Annotated in this window: 14 protein-coding genes; 3 read left to right on the top strand and 11 right to left on the bottom strand. The window is 61.3% G+C overall.

Translation table 11 applies throughout. The features are described from left to right. Positions 1 to 102: 102 nt before the first annotated feature. Positions 103 to 2,028, bottom strand: a complete 1,926-nt coding sequence (mrdA, locus tag KHA73_RS11975) for a penicillin-binding protein 2 (RefSeq protein ID WP_234591088.1) — start codon at positions 2,026 to 2,028, stop codon at positions 103 to 105. 296 nt (positions 2,029 to 2,324) lie between these two features. On the opposite strand from mrdA, the gene KHA73_RS11970 reads away from it, so the two are divergent. Next, positions 2,325 to 2,606, top strand: coding sequence for a YjcB family protein (locus KHA73_RS11970; RefSeq protein WP_234591086.1), 282 nt, complete (start codon positions 2,325 to 2,327; stop codon positions 2,604 to 2,606). A 69-nt stretch (positions 2,607 to 2,675) separates the two neighbouring features. On the opposite strand, the gene KHA73_RS11965 is transcribed toward KHA73_RS11970, so the two are convergent. From KHA73_RS11965 to KHA73_RS11920, 10 genes are all read right to left on the bottom strand, one after another. Then, the gene (locus KHA73_RS11965; protein ID WP_234591085.1) at positions 2,676 to 3,608 is read right to left on the bottom strand and encodes an oligopeptide/dipeptide ABC transporter ATP-binding protein; all 933 of its coding nucleotides are present in this window, start codon (positions 3,606 to 3,608) and stop codon (positions 2,676 to 2,678) included. Further along, positions 3,598 to 4,602 (bottom strand): ABC transporter ATP-binding protein, encoded by a 1,005-nt coding sequence (locus KHA73_RS11960; protein WP_234591083.1) that lies wholly within the window; start codon positions 4,600 to 4,602, stop codon positions 3,598 to 3,600. The genes KHA73_RS11965 and KHA73_RS11960 overlap by 11 nt, the downstream gene beginning before the upstream one ends. Then, positions 4,602 to 5,489 (bottom strand): D,D-dipeptide ABC transporter permease, encoded by an 888-nt coding sequence (ddpC, locus tag KHA73_RS11955; protein ID WP_380738969.1) that lies wholly within the window; start codon positions 5,487 to 5,489, stop codon positions 4,602 to 4,604. Before ddpC ends, KHA73_RS11960 begins: the two co-directional genes overlap by 1 nt. Positions 5,490 to 5,494: 5 nt before the next feature. Then, positions 5,495 to 6,511: an ABC transporter permease gene (locus tag KHA73_RS11950; protein WP_234591079.1), complete on the bottom strand. Its 1,017-nt coding sequence runs from the start codon at positions 6,509 to 6,511 to the stop codon at positions 5,495 to 5,497. A 49-nt stretch (positions 6,512 to 6,560) separates the two neighbouring features. Beyond that, complete coding sequence (locus tag KHA73_RS11945; protein WP_234591078.1) at positions 6,561 to 8,111, bottom strand: ABC transporter substrate-binding protein; 1,551 nt, start codon at positions 8,109 to 8,111, stop codon at positions 6,561 to 6,563. 34 nt (positions 8,112 to 8,145) lie between these two features. After that, positions 8,146 to 8,709, bottom strand: coding sequence for a D-alanyl-D-alanine dipeptidase (gene ddpX, locus KHA73_RS11940; RefSeq protein WP_234591077.1), 564 nt, complete (start codon positions 8,707 to 8,709; stop codon positions 8,146 to 8,148). Between the two features lie 18 nt (positions 8,710 to 8,727). Continuing rightward, positions 8,728 to 9,600, bottom strand: coding sequence for a MurR/RpiR family transcriptional regulator (locus KHA73_RS11935; RefSeq protein ID WP_234591076.1), 873 nt, complete (start codon positions 9,598 to 9,600; stop codon positions 8,728 to 8,730). Positions 9,601 to 9,914: 314 nt separating this feature from the next. Then, a complete protein-coding gene (locus KHA73_RS11930; RefSeq protein WP_234591075.1) occupies positions 9,915 to 10,358 on the bottom strand; it encodes a MarR family winged helix-turn-helix transcriptional regulator in 444 nt (147 codons plus the stop codon). A 91-nt stretch (positions 10,359 to 10,449) separates the two neighbouring features. Next, complete coding sequence (locus KHA73_RS11925) at positions 10,450 to 11,463, bottom strand: FUSC family protein (protein ID WP_234591074.1); 1,014 nt, start codon at positions 11,461 to 11,463, stop codon at positions 10,450 to 10,452. Next, the gene (locus KHA73_RS11920; RefSeq protein WP_234591073.1) at positions 11,463 to 12,035 is read right to left on the bottom strand and encodes an isochorismatase family cysteine hydrolase; all 573 of its coding nucleotides are present in this window, start codon (positions 12,033 to 12,035) and stop codon (positions 11,463 to 11,465) included. Before KHA73_RS11920 ends, KHA73_RS11925 begins: the two co-directional genes overlap by 1 nt. A 181-nt stretch (positions 12,036 to 12,216) precedes the next feature. Here KHA73_RS11920 and KHA73_RS11915 point away from each other — a divergent pair, with 181 nt between their 5' ends. Continuing rightward, positions 12,217 to 13,086: an isocitrate lyase/PEP mutase family protein gene (locus KHA73_RS11915; protein WP_234591072.1), complete on the top strand. Its 870-nt coding sequence runs from the start codon at positions 12,217 to 12,219 to the stop codon at positions 13,084 to 13,086. Then, on the top strand, positions 13,083 to 14,486 hold the full coding sequence (locus KHA73_RS11910) for a 3-isopropylmalate dehydratase large subunit (RefSeq protein ID WP_234591071.1): 1,404 nt from the start codon (positions 13,083 to 13,085) through the stop codon (positions 14,484 to 14,486). Before KHA73_RS11915 ends, KHA73_RS11910 begins: the two co-directional genes overlap by 4 nt. Positions 14,487 to 14,508: the final 22 nt, after the last annotated feature.

Raw genomic sequence — 14,508 nt, 5'->3', positions numbered from 1 at the left:
TGTTAACCCTGCGTTTTTATTCGGTTTATGTTGGTGTTTCAGTCTACCCTGACGGAAATAGTCAGAAGATTGCAGTTTGTAAGAAAGTAAAAACAAATCTGCTTACTGTTGTACATCCGCACTGTCGTTTAACTGCGGTTTAACTTCCGGATGATCGCCGGGCTGCGGCGCATGCGCCGGGTCGAAAATATGGTCGAGGATCGCCCGGGCGGTCGGCCCCGCCACCACGCCGTCGCCGCCGCCGTTTTCCAGGATCAGCGCCATCGCCACCCGCGGGTTTTTATAGGGTGCGAACAGCGTATAGAAGATATGGTCGCGCAAGCGCACCGGGATCATTTTGGCGTTATAGGTCTGGTTCTCTTTCAGGCTGAACACCTGCGAGGTGCCGGACTTGGCGGCGATTTGATACGGCGCGGTATGGAACAATTTGTAACCTGTGCCGTTCGGCAGGTTGGCCATGCCGTACATGCCATTGCGTACGATGCCCCAGTAAGGCGATTTGGCGTCGCCGACCTGCGCGGCCTGCGCCGGCGGCCGGTAGCGGCTGACGACGTTGCCCCGTTTCATCGAATACAGCAGGTGCGGCGTTTTGACCTGGCCGTTGTTGATCAGGGTAGTCAGCGCTTTGACCATCTGGATCGGCGTGGCTACCCAATAGCCCTGGCCGATACCCACCGAGACGGTATCCCCTTGATACCAGGGTTTTTTATGCACCTTTTGCTTCCATGCGCGGCTGGGCAATACCCCCCGGTACTCTTCATTCAGATCGATGCCGGTCAGTTGGCCATAACCGAACCGGCTCAGCCAGCTGTGAATGCGGTCGATGCCCATTTCGAACGCCACCTGATAGAAGAAAGTATCGGCAGACTCTTCGATAGCCTTGGTGACGTTGAGCATGCCGTGGCCGGTCTTCAGCCAATCGCGGTAGCGGCGCTGGGTGCCGGGCAACGTCCAGGTCGGCGCGCCGAAGAAGGTCGTGTTGGGCGTGATCACCCCGGCGAACAGCGCCGAGGTGGCCATATAGGGTTTCACCGTCGAGGCCGGCGGATACAACCCCTGGGTGACGCGGTTGATCAGCGGCAGGTCCGGGTTGCCCAGCAGCGACTTGTAGGCCTGGTAGCTGATGCCCTTGACGAACGGGTTGGGATCGTAGCTGGGGCTGGAAACCATCGCCAGAATGCCGCCGTCGCGCGGATCTTCCACCACCACCGCGGCGCGCTGGCCCTTCAGCACCGATTCAATGTACTGCTGCAGCCGCAAATCCAGCGTCAGATAGATGTTTTTGCCGGCCTGCGGCGGCTGCTCTTTCAACAGGCGGATCACCCGGCCGTGGTTATCCACCTCCACCTCCTGATAGCCGGTGGTGCCGTGCAGCTCAGACTCATAGTAGCCTTCAATACCCTGCTTGCCGATATTGCGATCCGCCGCGTAGTTTTCACTCAACCCGGCCTTGTCCAGCCGCTTCAGGTCGCCGTCGTTGATTTTGGAGACATAGCCCACCACGTGCGCCAGCTGCGCGCCGTAGGGGTATTCGCGCTGTTGGTAAGTGTCGATGGTCACCCCGGCAAACCGGTACTGATTGACGGCGAAACGCGCCACTTCGGTGTCGCTCAGCCCGGTTTTCAGCGTCACCGGCTTGTAGCGGCTATTGCGGTGCATCTCGTCGCGGAAGGCGCTGATGTCATCGGGCGTCAGATCGACAATCGGCGTCAACGTCTGTAATAACGCCGCCATGTTATCGATTTTGCTGGGGGTGACTTCTATTTGGTACAGGGTGATGTTGCGCACCAGCGGGATGCCGTTGCGATCGAAAATCAGCCCGCGGCTGGGGGCGATCGGCAACATTTTGATGTCGTTCTGGTTGGAGCGCGTTTGGTAAAAGCCGTGCTGTTCGATCTGCACCCGGTACAGGTTAAAGATCAGCACGCCAAAACACACAATAACCAACGCCAGCGCAACGCCGGCCCGGCGAATAAATAGCATTTCCTCTGCGGAATGGTCGCGAATTTTTTCTTTTAACAGAGCCATGCGGTGCCGATTACCTTCTGCGTCACATTTTCCCTGCTAAATCAGGGAAGTGAAAAGCCGGCAAGCATAGCGTTATTGTTTTGCCCTCCCCATTAAAAGGTTGCTAATGAAATGGCATATATGTTTCAGCATATTGGAATGTTACCAACGGCCGCTTTTTAACCTGCGCAGGCATTGAGCGGGTCTTTATTCCGATGCTACAATGTGACGCAGATCACACTAAACCCACTTATTGCTCCGCATTCACCTGCCGGCGCCCTGCCGGATGCGGCTTTTGTTACAAAGGATCGAGTTCGATGAGTACCATTGCCACCGGTTTTATCATGATGCGCTGGGAGTTGCTGAGCGCCTTGATGATGTTCATTGCCAGCCAGTTAAACGTCGTTTGCCGCAAAACCAGCCGCAACGGCATGGCGTTTATGTTCAGCAGCCTCGGGCTGTTCACTACCTTCTGGTTCGTGATGGGGTTGATGGGCATCAGCTTCAGCATGGAAGCCTTTACCCAGTTCTGGTCCAACGCCTGGGACATGTACGTAGAAGTGGTCAGCAACACCCCGACCGACTGGCCGATGCCGTGACAGCCAGACCGGCGGCCGGCGTCTTTTTTCCCCAATCGACTCGCGGCGTGATCCGCTGAAAACGGCGCATCACGCCTTATGGCAGCGCACCGCCGCACCCGCCGGATTGCCGCGCAGCGCCTGCGGCCGATCGCACCCTTCACCGGCATAGGGGCAGCGTTCGCGGAAATAGCAGCCGGTCGGCAGTTGACGATTGCCCGGCAATTCCCCCTTGCGATCTTCGATGGCGCTGTCGCTCAACGCCCGCCCGGCGCGCGGCACCGAGTCCAGCAGCAGGCGGGTATAGGGATGTTGCGGTTGGCGCAGCACCCGCTCGCTCGGCCCCAGCTCAACAATCTGCCCCAGGTACATCACCGCCACCCGATCGCTCATGTGTTGCACCACCGCCACGTTGTGGGAAATCAAAACGTAGGTCAGGTTGCGCCGCCGCTGCAATTCGACCAGCAGGTTGAGGATCTGCGCCTGCACCGAGATATCCAGCGCCGAGGTCGGCTCATCCAATACAATAATGTCCGGCGCCGAAGACAGCGTGCGGGCGATGGAGATGCGCTGCCGTTGCCCGCCGGAAAACTCGTGCGGCAGCCGATCGAGCGTTTCCGGCCGCAGGCCCACCTGCAGCGCCAACTCCGCCGCCAGCGCCTTGCGCTGCGCCACGCCGCTGCGCTGCTGCACGTAGACGGGCTCGGTAATGATGCGCCACACCGGCAGGCGCGGATCGAGCGAGGACTGCGGATCCTGGAACACCATCTGCATGCCTCTGCCAAAGGCGCCGGCGGGCAGCAGCTCGCCGCTGCTCGGCTTCAGCAACCCCATCAACAGCTGCGCCAGCGTGCTCTTGCCGCAGCCGGATTCGCCGACGATGCCCAGCGTTTCGCCGCGCATGATGTTCAGATCCAGCCCGTTGAGCGCATGGACGTATTCGGTCGGCTTGCCGCGCCAGTTATAACCGGCGGGAAAGCGCAGCCGTACGTCGCGCAGCGCCAGCAGCGGTTCAGTGTTCATCACACACCTCCAGATTGACCTGTTGCGGGTGCCAGCAGGCTGCCCGCCGCTGCGCGTCCTCCGCCAGCGGCGTCAGCGCCGGGGTTTGCCGGCATTGGCCGTCCGCGTGGCGGCAGCGATTGCTGAAGGCGCAGCCCGGCGGCAGCGCGCTCAGGTTGGGCACCGTGCCGGGAATGGCCTGCAACGGCTCGCGCGGCGCGGCGCGTTCCGCCGCCGCCTGCAGCAAACCGATGGAATAAGGATGCGCCGGCCGGTTGATCACCGCCGCGGTGGCGCCGCTCTCGATCACGTGCCCGGCGTACATCACATACACCCGGTCGCACAATTGCGACACCACCGCCATATCGTGGGTAATGAACAGCACCGCCGTGCCGCTGGCGCGCGCCTTTTGCTGCAACAGCCGCAGCACCTGGCGCTGTACCGTGACGTCCAGCGCGGTGGTCGGTTCGTCGGCGATGATCAGCTCCGGCTCGCAGGAAAACGCCATGGCAATCAGCACCCGTTGGCGCATGCCGCCGGAAAGCTCGAACGGGTAGCGTTCCATCACCCGATCGGCGTCGGCGATCTGCATCTCCTGCAGCAACCGCACCGCCTTGCCCCGCGCCGCCTGCGCCGACAGCCGCTGATGCAGGCGGATCACTTCGCACATTTGGCGGCCGATTTTGCGCGTCGGATTCAGCGCGCTCATCGGCTCCTGAAAAATCATCGAGACGCGTGCGCCGCGCAGTTGGCGCATCTGGCGTTCGCTGGCGGCGAGCACGTCGATGCCCAGCATTTCCAGCTCGCCGCCGGTCACCCGGTAACCGTCCTCCGCCAGCAGGCGCATGGCCATCATCGCCGTCACCGATTTGCCGGAGCCGGATTCACCCACGACGCCGACGATCTCCCCGGCGTTAACCTGCAGCGAAACGCGATTGAGCGCCCTGACGCTGCCGCCGTAGACCGGAAACTCCAGCTGCAGCTCGTTAATCGACAGTACCCTTGCTTCGCTCATCAACGCCCCCGGGTTTTAGGATCCAGCAGGTCGCGCAGACCGTCGCCGAACAGGTTAAAACCGGTGGCGGTGATCAGGATCGCCGTACCGGGAAAGGCCGAATACCACCACTGATCCAGCACGTAATTGCGGCCGTTGGCCACCATGGCGCCCCATTCGGCGGTCGGCTGTTGGGCGCCCAGGCCGATAAAGCCCAGCGTGGCCGCCATCAGGATCGCGGTGCCGATATCCAACGAGGCCTGCACCACCAGCGGCGGCATGACGTTGCGCAGCACGTGCCAGGCGATCAGATGCCAGCGCGAAGCGCCGAAGGTGCGCGCCGCCTGCATATAGGCCTGATGGCGCAGCGTCAGCGTTTGCCCGCGCGCCAGGCGCACGTAAAACGGAATGCGCACCACCGCGATTGCCAGCATGGCGTTGAACAGGTTGGGCCCGAGCGCCGCCGCCAGCGCCATGGTCAGCACCAGCGACGGCACCGACAGCATGACGTCCATGCAGCGCATGATAAACGCATCCGCCGCGCCGCCCATCACCCCGGAAAAACAGCCGAGCAGCGAACCTATGCCGCCCGCCAGCACCACCACCGCCAGCCCGGCGGCCACCGATTGGCGGCTGCCGACCAGCACCCGGCTAAACAGATCGCGCCCCACTTCGTCGGTGCCGAACCAGTGTTCGGCGGAAGGCGGCAGCAACCGCGCGGTCAGATCGATGGCGTCCGGGTTATGCGGCGCCAGCCACGGAGAAAACAGCATCAGGAACAGCACCGCTATCATGATCGCCGCGCCCAACAGCGTCAGCGGGCTGCGGCTTACCCGGTACCAGCCGCGCCGCAGCCCGACAAAGCGCGGCGCTTCGGCCGCCGCCAGCGGCCTTTCGATTTGAGACATGGCCATTACCTCTCGCGCCCCATTCTTGGGTCAATCCACAGATAGAGCAGATCGACAATCAAATTCACCGCCACGTAGGCGAAAGACACCACTACCGCGAAGCCCATCACCGCAGGGAAATCCAGCGCCTGGATCGAATCCACCACGTATGCCCCCATGCCCGGCCAGGCGAATACCGTTTCGGTCAGCACCGCGCCGTACAGCAGATCGCCCAACGCCAGCCCCAGCACCGTCACCGACGGGATCAGCGCATTCGGCAGCGCATGGCCGAGGATCACCCGCCAGCAAGACAGGCCGTTGGCTCGTGCGGTGCGGATATAGTCTTCCCCGAGCTGTTCCAGCATCGCCGAGCGAATCTGCCGCGCCACTACGCCCAGATGCACGAAGGCCAACGTGAACGCCGGCAGGATCACATGCCGCAGGCTGTTCCAAAACGCGTCGGCGTTGCCGGTCAGCAGCGAATCCAGCAGGTAAAATCCGGTGATATGGGCGGGCGGATCGAGCCAGTCGTCCAGCCGGCCGCCGCCGGGCAGCAGATCGAGCCTGCCGTAGAACAGGATGATCACCCCGAGCCCCAGCCAGAAAGCCGGGGTGGAGATGCCGGTGACCGACATCAAACGCACCAGATGATCGGGCCATTTATTGCGGTATACCGCCGACAGCACCCCCAGCGGCACGCCCAAGACGATCGCCAGCAGCAAGGCGCAGAACGCCAGTTCCAGCGTCGCCGGAAAAAACGCCCGCAGATCGTCCAACACGGGCCGGCCGGTGCGGATTGACGTGCCCAGATCGCCATGCAGCATATCCAGCAAATAACGGCCGAACTGCACGTACAGCGGTTGGTCCAGCCCCAACTGTTGACGGATATGCTGGACTATCTCTTCGCTGGCGCGGTCGCCCGCCAGCAGCCGCGCCGGATCGCCGGGGATCAGGTGCGAGATGATGAAGGTAATCACGCAGACCCCGAACATCACCAGCACCAATCCCCAGCAGCGCTGGCGGATAAGGCTCCAAACATTCATAACTGACTCCCCTGGCGCATGGGCGGCCAATCGGCCGCCCGAAAGCAAGCTACTTGCTCATCTGCCCAACGTTGAACACCTGTTCCAGCATCGGGTTATATACAAAGCCCTTCACGTCCTTGTTCATCGCCACCTGATAGTTTTTTTGGAACAGATAGACGTAGGCCGCCTGATCGATAACGATTTTCTGCGCCGCCTGGTAATCGGCGGTGCGCGCCTGCTGATCGGCAACCGACACCGCCTTTTTCAGCAACGCGTCCACCTGCGGATCGCTGTAGAAAGCGCGGTTGCCCGGCAGCCCTTGCTTGTCGGACTCGAACCAATAGTTCATGAACATATAGGGGTCGGCGAAGTCCGGGCTCCAGTTGCCGATGGCGATGTCGTAATTGCCCTGGCCGATGCGATCGCGCATGGTGGCGTTGGCCAGCTTCTCCAGCTTGACGTTAATGCCCACCGTCGCCAGGCTGGCTTGCACCGAGAGGGCTATCGCTTCCCAGTTGGGATCGTTGACCGAATACAGGAAGCTCAGCGACGCCGGTTTGTCTTTAACCTGCGCCAGCTCGGCCTTGGCTTTGTCCAGATCCAGCGCGTATTGTTTGGCGTTGGGATCGAAGCCCCACAGGCCTTCCGGGATCGGGCCGCGCATCTGCTTGCCGTTGCCGCCGAGAATGCCCTTCACCATGCCCTGGTAATCCACCCCGTAGGAAATGGCGCGGCGCAGATCGGCCTGATTCAGCGGCGCCTTGCCGTTGTTGAGATACAGGTAGGTCACGCGCAGCGAAGGAAACTCGTTGACCGCCACCTTGTTTTCGCTCTTGAGCGCCGTTAGCTGGTCGATGGGCAGCGATTCGGCAATGTCCAGATCGCCGCGCGTCAACTGCAGGCGGCGGGTGGCGCTTTCGCCGATGATTTTTACCGTGACCCGTTTGAACGCCGGTTTGTCGCCGCCGTAGTGCGGATTCGGCACCAGCACCAGCTGCTGCCCCTTCTGCCAGCGGTCCAGCTTGTAAGGGCCGGAGCCGGCGGTATGGTTAGCCAGCCAGGCTTTGCCCTCATCGGCCGGATTGGCTTTGGCGATCGCCGGGTTGACGATGCCGGCGCCGTCGTTGGCCAGGGTGTAAAGGAACGGCGCGAACGGCGTTTTCAGCGTGAACTTCACCGTCAGCGGATCCACCGCCTCAATCTGCAGGTCTTTAGGGAACGCCTCGGACGGCCCCTGGCCGATCTTCATCAGCCGTTCAAAAGACCATTTCACCGCAGCGGCGTTGACCTCACCGCCGTCGTCGAACCTGTTGCCCGGTTTGAGCTTGAAGGTCCATACCCGCTGGTCTTCCGAGGCGCTCCAGCTCTCCGCCAGTTGCCCTTCCACCTGAGTGGACCCTTTGCCGCCCTCGGTTTTGTACTGCACCAACCGCTGATAGGCCGGATAGGTCACCGTCCAGTCGTTGTTGTCGATGGTGACCGCCGGATCCAGCGTCTGCGGATCGGCCGCCTTGCCGATCACCAGCATGTCTTTCGGCACCGCCGCCTGCGCCGGGCCCATCGCCGCCATGCCCAACGTCACGGCCGCCGCCAGGGCGGCATATTTGATCTGATTCATAACCAAGCTCCTGATGTGTGAAATGCCTGTTGTTTTAGTCGTGGGGAAAACAGCCGAAACGATCGGCCAGCAGCGGGTAATCACCGGCGTTGGGCAGCTCGAAGTGCCACCATTCGCTGGCGATGCCGCGGAATCCACCGGCGGCCATCACCGCATTCAGCAAAAGCCGATTGCGCTGCACCTCCGGAGGGAAATCGGGGTAAAACGGGTGAGAGCCCTCGCTCATCTCGTCAAAGCCGGTGCCCATATCCAGCGCCGCGCCTGCGGCATCCAGCAGGGTGACGTCGATCGCGACCCCACGGCTATGGTGCGAGCCGGTTTGGGTGCTGGTGACGTACTGCGGATCCGGGCAGGCCAGCCACAGCAGCGCCTGCGCCTGCTGCGGCCGGTAAGCGTCGAACACCTTCAACGCCAGGCCGGCCAGCTGCGCCGCCCGCAGGCAGCGGGCCAGCCCCTGCGCCGCATCGGGATGCAGCAGACAGCGGCTCTCGCGGTAGATAGGCCGGCCGGTCAGGTTATCGGCGGTGGCGTACTTCAAATCGATGCTCAGGCCGGGAAACCGTTCGGCCAGATCCGTCAGCGTAATGTTGTCACTCATTGCGTTATCCCATGGCGGTTAAGATTCAAATTGCCCCAGCTCTTTCTGCAAGATGCGGTTGTTGGCCAGCCGCTGCTCCACCGCCGCGCCGCCCTGTTCCAGCACCGAAGACAGCAACAGGTTGAACAGGCAGCTGAGCGGCGCCAGCGAATCCCAAAACTGGCCGGTGTCGGTTTTCACCTGCAGCAGATCCAGCGGATAATCCCGCGCCCAGGGGCAGTAAATATCGGTGATCAGCGCCAGCCGCAGCCCGCGCGCGCAGGCCGCCTGGCAATATTTTTGGGCGATGGTCGAATAGGCGCGGGTGTCGGTCAGCACCACATAGGGGGCGCTAAATTCGGAGTTGAGCGACTCCACGTAGGTGCCGGACTGGCCGTCGGCGTAGTACACCCGCGGGCGCAGGTATTCCAGGTGGCTGTAGAACGCGTTGGCGATGCCGCGCGTCGACTGAATGCCGACCACAAACACCGCCTCCGCCTGCGCCAGCTGGCGGCTGACCTGTGCGAAGGCCTCGCCGCCGGCCAGCTGATAGACGTGCTCGATAGCCTCCAGCTCCAGCGTCAACGCCTGGCGCAGCTTCTGCGGCTGCGGCTGTTCGCGCCGCCGGCGATAGGCGCCCAGCCGGTCGGTCACGCCCCAGGGTTGGTACAGCGCCGCGCCCTGTTCACGCAGCGTGCGCTTCAGATGCTCGAGGTTTTGATAGCCCAGGCTGCGCAGATAGCGGCCGACAGAAATGCCGCTGGTGGCGGCGCTGCGCGCGATGCTGTCGGCGGTTTCAAACGGCACCTGCGCCAGGTTGGCCAGCAGGTAACCGGCAATGCGTTTGCCGGTCGGGGTCTGTACCGCGAATGACGCTTCTATCTGTGCTATCACATCAGGATGGTCTGCCATGGTTCGCCCGCTGTTGTTGAGTTGTCACCAAAGCGCCCTCTGTTACTCAGGTAACAGGAACGGATGATGACAATGCATGGCCTGTGCCAATTGCGGACTTTGGAGAGATAATTCACGCGCGGCGGCGTACGGCGGCGCAGGTACGGCAGAACCTGCGGTTACAGCATAGTCATCAGTTGATAACTATTGCACAACATTTGTGCGGCGCATCCTGAGATGCACCGCGATAAACCACAGATTTTCAATTTTATGACGGCGCTAGCGAAGCGATGCAAAAGTCTGCACGCCAGCGAGATCCGGTCTATGGCGTTACCTTAATCCTGCGGCGGCGCATTGGCGATGCGCGCCATCAAATGGCCCGCCGCAATCAAAAGCGCCTGCTCTTCGCCGCTGAGGCAAGACGCCATGGCATCGCAGAGCCAGGCTTCACGCCGGGCGCGGCTTTCATGCAGCAGACCCAGCCCGGCGGGCGTCAATTTGACCCGCACCCTGCGCCGGTCTTCGGCGTCCGGCGTGCGCATCAGCAGGCCATCGGCTTCCAGATCGCGCAGTGCAGCGGCCAGATTGGAGGAACGCATACGTTCTGATTCCGCCAGCAGCGAAGGCGTCGCCTCGCCGCCGTGGCGATCGATGGCGCCGAGCAGCAGCAGTTGCGCCCAGGATTTTTCGTCGCTGCGCGATTCACGGCGCATACGGCGCACCAGAGACATCAACTGCGTGCGCAGCAGCGTTATTTCTTCAGCAGGATCTTTTTTCATAGGTATCAATAAATAGCTATATATTTATCAGCACTTTCACATCACGGGAAAGCGCGGTCAACCTAAATTACGCCAACGGAAGTCCCCTTCGCTATTTGGGCACTCCGCCCTTGGCGGCAACGGCAAAATGCAGCAGAAAAACGAACAGCAGGCCGATACCGCCGCCCAGCAACACATTGAGCGCCCGTTCCGCAGCTATCTCCGGCGTCTGGCCAATAACCATCAACGCACTGGCGATACAGGCGCAGCGGGCGCCAAAACCCAACGCATAATGTGAAAAAGACACCAGCGTGAGCATGGCGGCTACGGTTAAAAATTCATACATCAGCACGCTGTGCGGCATGATATAGCCCAGAGACACGCCGACAGGCACGCCAACCATGGCGCCCGCCCCGCGCTGATACAGCTTTTTGCGCGCCGTCGTCGTGTCGCCGGTCACTACGCTGACGGCCGACCAGATCACCCATTGCCCATAGCCCAGCTGGCCCCATTCGACGATCGCCGCCGCCAGCGCGACGGCCAGGCCCACGGCGAACAGGGCTTCGCCGCAGGCCACCCGCGCGCCGAGATCGCCGTTGCGGTGCAGCTTAAACACGTGGTGCCAACGGCGGCCGGCCAGCACATGTTCCACCAGTGAGATAGTCAACACCGGCAGTACAGCGGCCGCCAGATAGGGCAACAGCGGCAAGACGCGCTGGGCAACCTGTGCCGGGGCGACGCCCTCCGCCGTTTCACACGCCAGATAGAGCGCGGGAATGAAGGTAAAGTTGCCTAACGATCTCAGCTTGCCGCCATAAGCCGATACCCCCACAGCCGCAGCCGCCGCCAGCGTGCAGACCAGCACGAAAATGGCCGGCTGGCGCATGGCGAGCAGCAGCGCGAGAAAAGCCAGCAACAAGACCAGGGCATGACATGCCACGCCGAGCGGCGCCAGCCCCACTCTTTCATAGACGATAAACAGCGAAATAGTGACAACCGAAGCCTTCAGCCAGTTGATGTCCCCCGTCAGCAATGTCAACGCCAGCAAAGGCGCCAGCGTCCATGCCGCGCGCTTTAGCGACCGCAGGTTAATTTCCGATGTTAACTCTGGCGGCAGATGCGGCATCAAAGATCCCTCAGATCTTCCAGCGTGACAATCTCGGTGATATGGGCGAGCGTTTCGATTGATGTCCGATGCTCTTCCGGCGTAGCGGCGGCACAGGCTTCTTCCAGCAACAGCACCTGGTAATCGCGGTCGTGCGCGTCGCGCGCCGTACTTTGCACTGCCCAGGTGGTGCTGACGCCGCAGATAATCAGCCGCTCGATGCGCCGGGCGCGCAGTGCCGCGTCCAGATTGGTGCCGTAAAAGGCGCTGACGCGCGGCTTAACGATCACCAGCTCCCCCAATTCGACCTCCAGCTCGGGATGAAACGCCGTGCCAGGCTGGCCCAACGCAATGGCACCGAATTTATGCGCCTGACCAAACATGCGCGAATGTTTGGGCTGGTCGACATAGCCAGCGGCGAAACCCACCTTGACCAAAATGCGCAACCAGTTTTTCCGCTGCGCCAGAGCCAATACACGATTGGCCTGCGCGATGACGCTGCGTTCCACCACCTGCTGCGCCGGGCGCGCAATTTTTCCGTCGGGATGTGCGATATCAAAAATGTAGTCGAGAGCGATCAGGGCAGTATTCACGGTGTTTCCTCTTTCTTTGATGAAGTGGGTGGCTTTTTTTTACCCATTTAACTATATTTAAATAGCTATGTAAATATAGTTAAATGATCAGACATGGCTGAACAAAAACAAACGACGTGCCGGCGCGTTGTTCCCTTCAACCCCGGCCCTAAGAAATCTCCGTATGAAAGGAGTCTTTAAGATGTCGAAAGCCCAGCAATTGAGAACCCTTATTGAAGCGCGTCGCGCCCTCCCTATGCCTGGCGTATACGACGCGTTCAGCGCCCGCCTGGCCGAGCGTGCGGGATTCAAAGCTTTACAAGTCAGCGGCTTTGCCGTCGCAGCGGCGACCCTGGGGTTACCCGATATAGGCATTCTGTCCCTGAGGGATCAGATCAATGCAGTTCAGGTAATAGCGCAGGCGGTTGATATACCGGTGATGGCCGACGGCGATACCGGTTTCGGCAACGCCCTGAACGCTTACCATACGGTGCGTTTGCTAGAGCTTGCCGGCGCGGCCGGCGTTAACCTTGAAGATCAATCGTTTCCAAAGCGTTGCGGGCACATGGACGGCAAGTCGGTGATCCCCGTCGAGGAAATGGTGCAGAAAATTCGCGCAGCCGCCGCAGCGCGCGTCGATCCCGACTTTGTTATCAATGCGCGCACCGATGCGATAGCAACCGAAGGCTTGTCTGCCACCATTGCACGCGCTAATGCCTATGCCGCGGCTGGCGCCACTGTCATTTTCATTGAAGCCATTCGCTCACAGGAAGAGATTGCGGCCGCCGTTGCGCAGGTCCAGGCCCCTATCAGCATCAATATGGTTGGGACTCGCGGTGGGAAAAGCCCGCTGCTCAGCCTGCAGGAACTTGAACGTTTAGGGGTGGCGCGCGTTTCTTACCCGATTCTGACACTCTGCGCTGCCGGCAGTGCAATGCAGCAGGCGCTGACGACGCTGGCTGAGTCCGGGCGACTGGATGGGTTGGAGCAGCAATTGCTTTCATTCGATGAGGTGACTTCTGCTGTGGGCTTGCCCGCAGAACGGGCTCGCGAACAGGCCTTCGCACTATGAGCGGCCAAACGCTTTTCGCCAAGCTTTGGGAAGACCACCAGGTTGCCTCCGTGGCGGGAGATCGGGCCGTAATGGTTATCGATCGCCTGATGCTTCACGAGATTACCGGCGGCTACGCACTGCGAGAAATGATGCGACGCGGCGAACGCCCCCTTCTGCATCCGTCTCAGGTCTTCGCCGTGGCGGATCATGCCATCAGCACCGCTCCCGATCGCGGACCGTTCGACTCGCCCTCAAAGGGCGGCAGCGAAATGATCGCATCTCTGGCGGCAGGCGCACAAACCTTCGGTTTCGATTACGCGAGCCCGAACAGTCTAGCCCATGGGATCGTCCACGTTGCGGCGCCGGAACAGGGGTTTGTCATGCCGGGCATGACGCTGGTTTGCGGCGATAGCCACACCTGCACGAATGGCGCATTCGGTGCTCTGGCGTTTGCCGCCGGCTCGGGGGAAATCGCCAGCGTGCTGCGTTATGGCGCACTGATCGTGCAAAAAGCCAAAACGTTGCGCGTCACGCTCAATGGCAGGCTGGGTGAACGGGTTTACAGCAAAGATATTGCACTGGGGCTGTTGGCCAAATATGGCGTCAGGCTGGCTCTCGGATATGCCATTGAGTTCTTCGGCGAAGCCGTTGACGCGCTGTCTATCGAGGGACGAATGACGCTCTGCAACATGGCGGCCGAAATGGGCACCCGCTATGCGCTCATCGCGCCTGACAACACTACCTATGACTACCTGGCGGCCCATAGCCGGCTCGACGACGACGCGCTGCGAGCATCGGCCGTGCATTGGCCCCGGCTGCACAGCGACGATGATGCGCGCTTCGACAAGGAAATCACATTTCACGCCGATACACTAACGCCCCAGGTGACCTGGGGAACCAGCCCCATGCATGCGGTTAGCCTGTGTGATAAGGTGCCGGAGCCGGACGTCGGCGACGATCCTGTGGCGGCGCAGATGGCCAGACGGGCACTGGAATACATGGCGCTGAAGCCCGGTACGGCGATGCAGTCCATCCCCATCGATGCGGCATTCATCGGCTCCTGTACCAACGCCCGTTTAAGCGACCTGCGCGCGGCAGCCGAGATACTGCGAGGCAGAAAAATCGCCCCCGGCGTTCAGGCGATGTGTACGCCGGGCTCGATGGCCGTCAGAGCCGCCGCAGAAGCTGAGGGTTTACACTTGATATTTGAAGATGCAGGTTTCAGCTGGCGTAAATCGGGTTGCTCAAACTGCGCGGGGCGCGAAGGCCCAATCTGGCAAGGCAAACGCGTGATCAGTTCCACTAACCGCAACTTCGAGAACCGCCAGGGGTCTGGCACCCGCACTCACCTCGCCAGCCCGGCCACAGTGGCAGCTTCCGCCGTGACCGGCTACCTGACGGACCCTCGTGAACTCTGAGACACCACCCACAAGGAACGGC

The organism is Serratia entomophila (assembly GCF_021462285.1).
Lineage (GTDB): Bacteria > Pseudomonadota > Gammaproteobacteria > Enterobacterales > Enterobacteriaceae > Serratia > Serratia entomophila.
The sequence above is the reverse complement of the archived record's forward strand: the minus strand, read 5'-3'. Positions and strand labels throughout refer to the sequence as shown.

Bases quoted from the DNA above. Each gene is read 5' to 3' on its own strand.
- mrdA (WP_234591088.1), bottom strand. From the start codon at position 2,028: ATGGCTCTGTTAAAAGAAAAAATTCGCGACCATTCCGCAGAGGAAATG.
- KHA73_RS11970 (WP_234591086.1), top strand. From the start codon at position 2,325: ATGAGTACCATTGCCACCGGTTTTATCATGATGCGCTGGGAGTTGCTG.
- KHA73_RS11965 (WP_234591085.1), bottom strand. From the start codon at position 3,608: ATGAACACTGAACCGCTGCTGGCGCTGCGCGACGTACGGCTGCGCTTT.
- KHA73_RS11960 (WP_234591083.1), bottom strand. From the start codon at position 4,602: ATGAGCGAAGCAAGGGTACTGTCGATTAACGAGCTGCAGCTGGAGTTT.
- ddpC (WP_380738969.1), bottom strand. From the start codon at position 5,489: ATGTCTCAAATCGAAAGGCCGCTGGCGGCGGCCGAAGCGCCGCGCTTT.
- KHA73_RS11950 (WP_234591079.1), bottom strand. From the start codon at position 6,511: ATGAATGTTTGGAGCCTTATCCGCCAGCGCTGCTGGGGATTGGTGCTG.
- KHA73_RS11945 (WP_234591078.1), bottom strand. From the start codon at position 8,111: ATGAATCAGATCAAATATGCCGCCCTGGCGGCGGCCGTGACGTTGGGC.
- ddpX (WP_234591077.1), bottom strand. From the start codon at position 8,709: ATGAGTGACAACATTACGCTGACGGATCTGGCCGAACGGTTTCCCGGC.
- KHA73_RS11935 (WP_234591076.1), bottom strand. From the start codon at position 9,600: ATGGCAGACCATCCTGATGTGATAGCACAGATAGAAGCGTCATTCGCG.
- KHA73_RS11930 (WP_234591075.1), bottom strand. From the start codon at position 10,358: ATGAAAAAAGATCCTGCTGAAGAAATAACGCTGCTGCGCACGCAGTTG.
- KHA73_RS11925 (WP_234591074.1), bottom strand. From the start codon at position 11,463: ATGCCGCATCTGCCGCCAGAGTTAACATCGGAAATTAACCTGCGGTCG.
- KHA73_RS11915 (WP_234591072.1), top strand. From the start codon at position 12,217: ATGTCGAAAGCCCAGCAATTGAGAACCCTTATTGAAGCGCGTCGCGCC.
- KHA73_RS11910 (WP_234591071.1), top strand. From the start codon at position 13,083: ATGAGCGGCCAAACGCTTTTCGCCAAGCTTTGGGAAGACCACCAGGTT.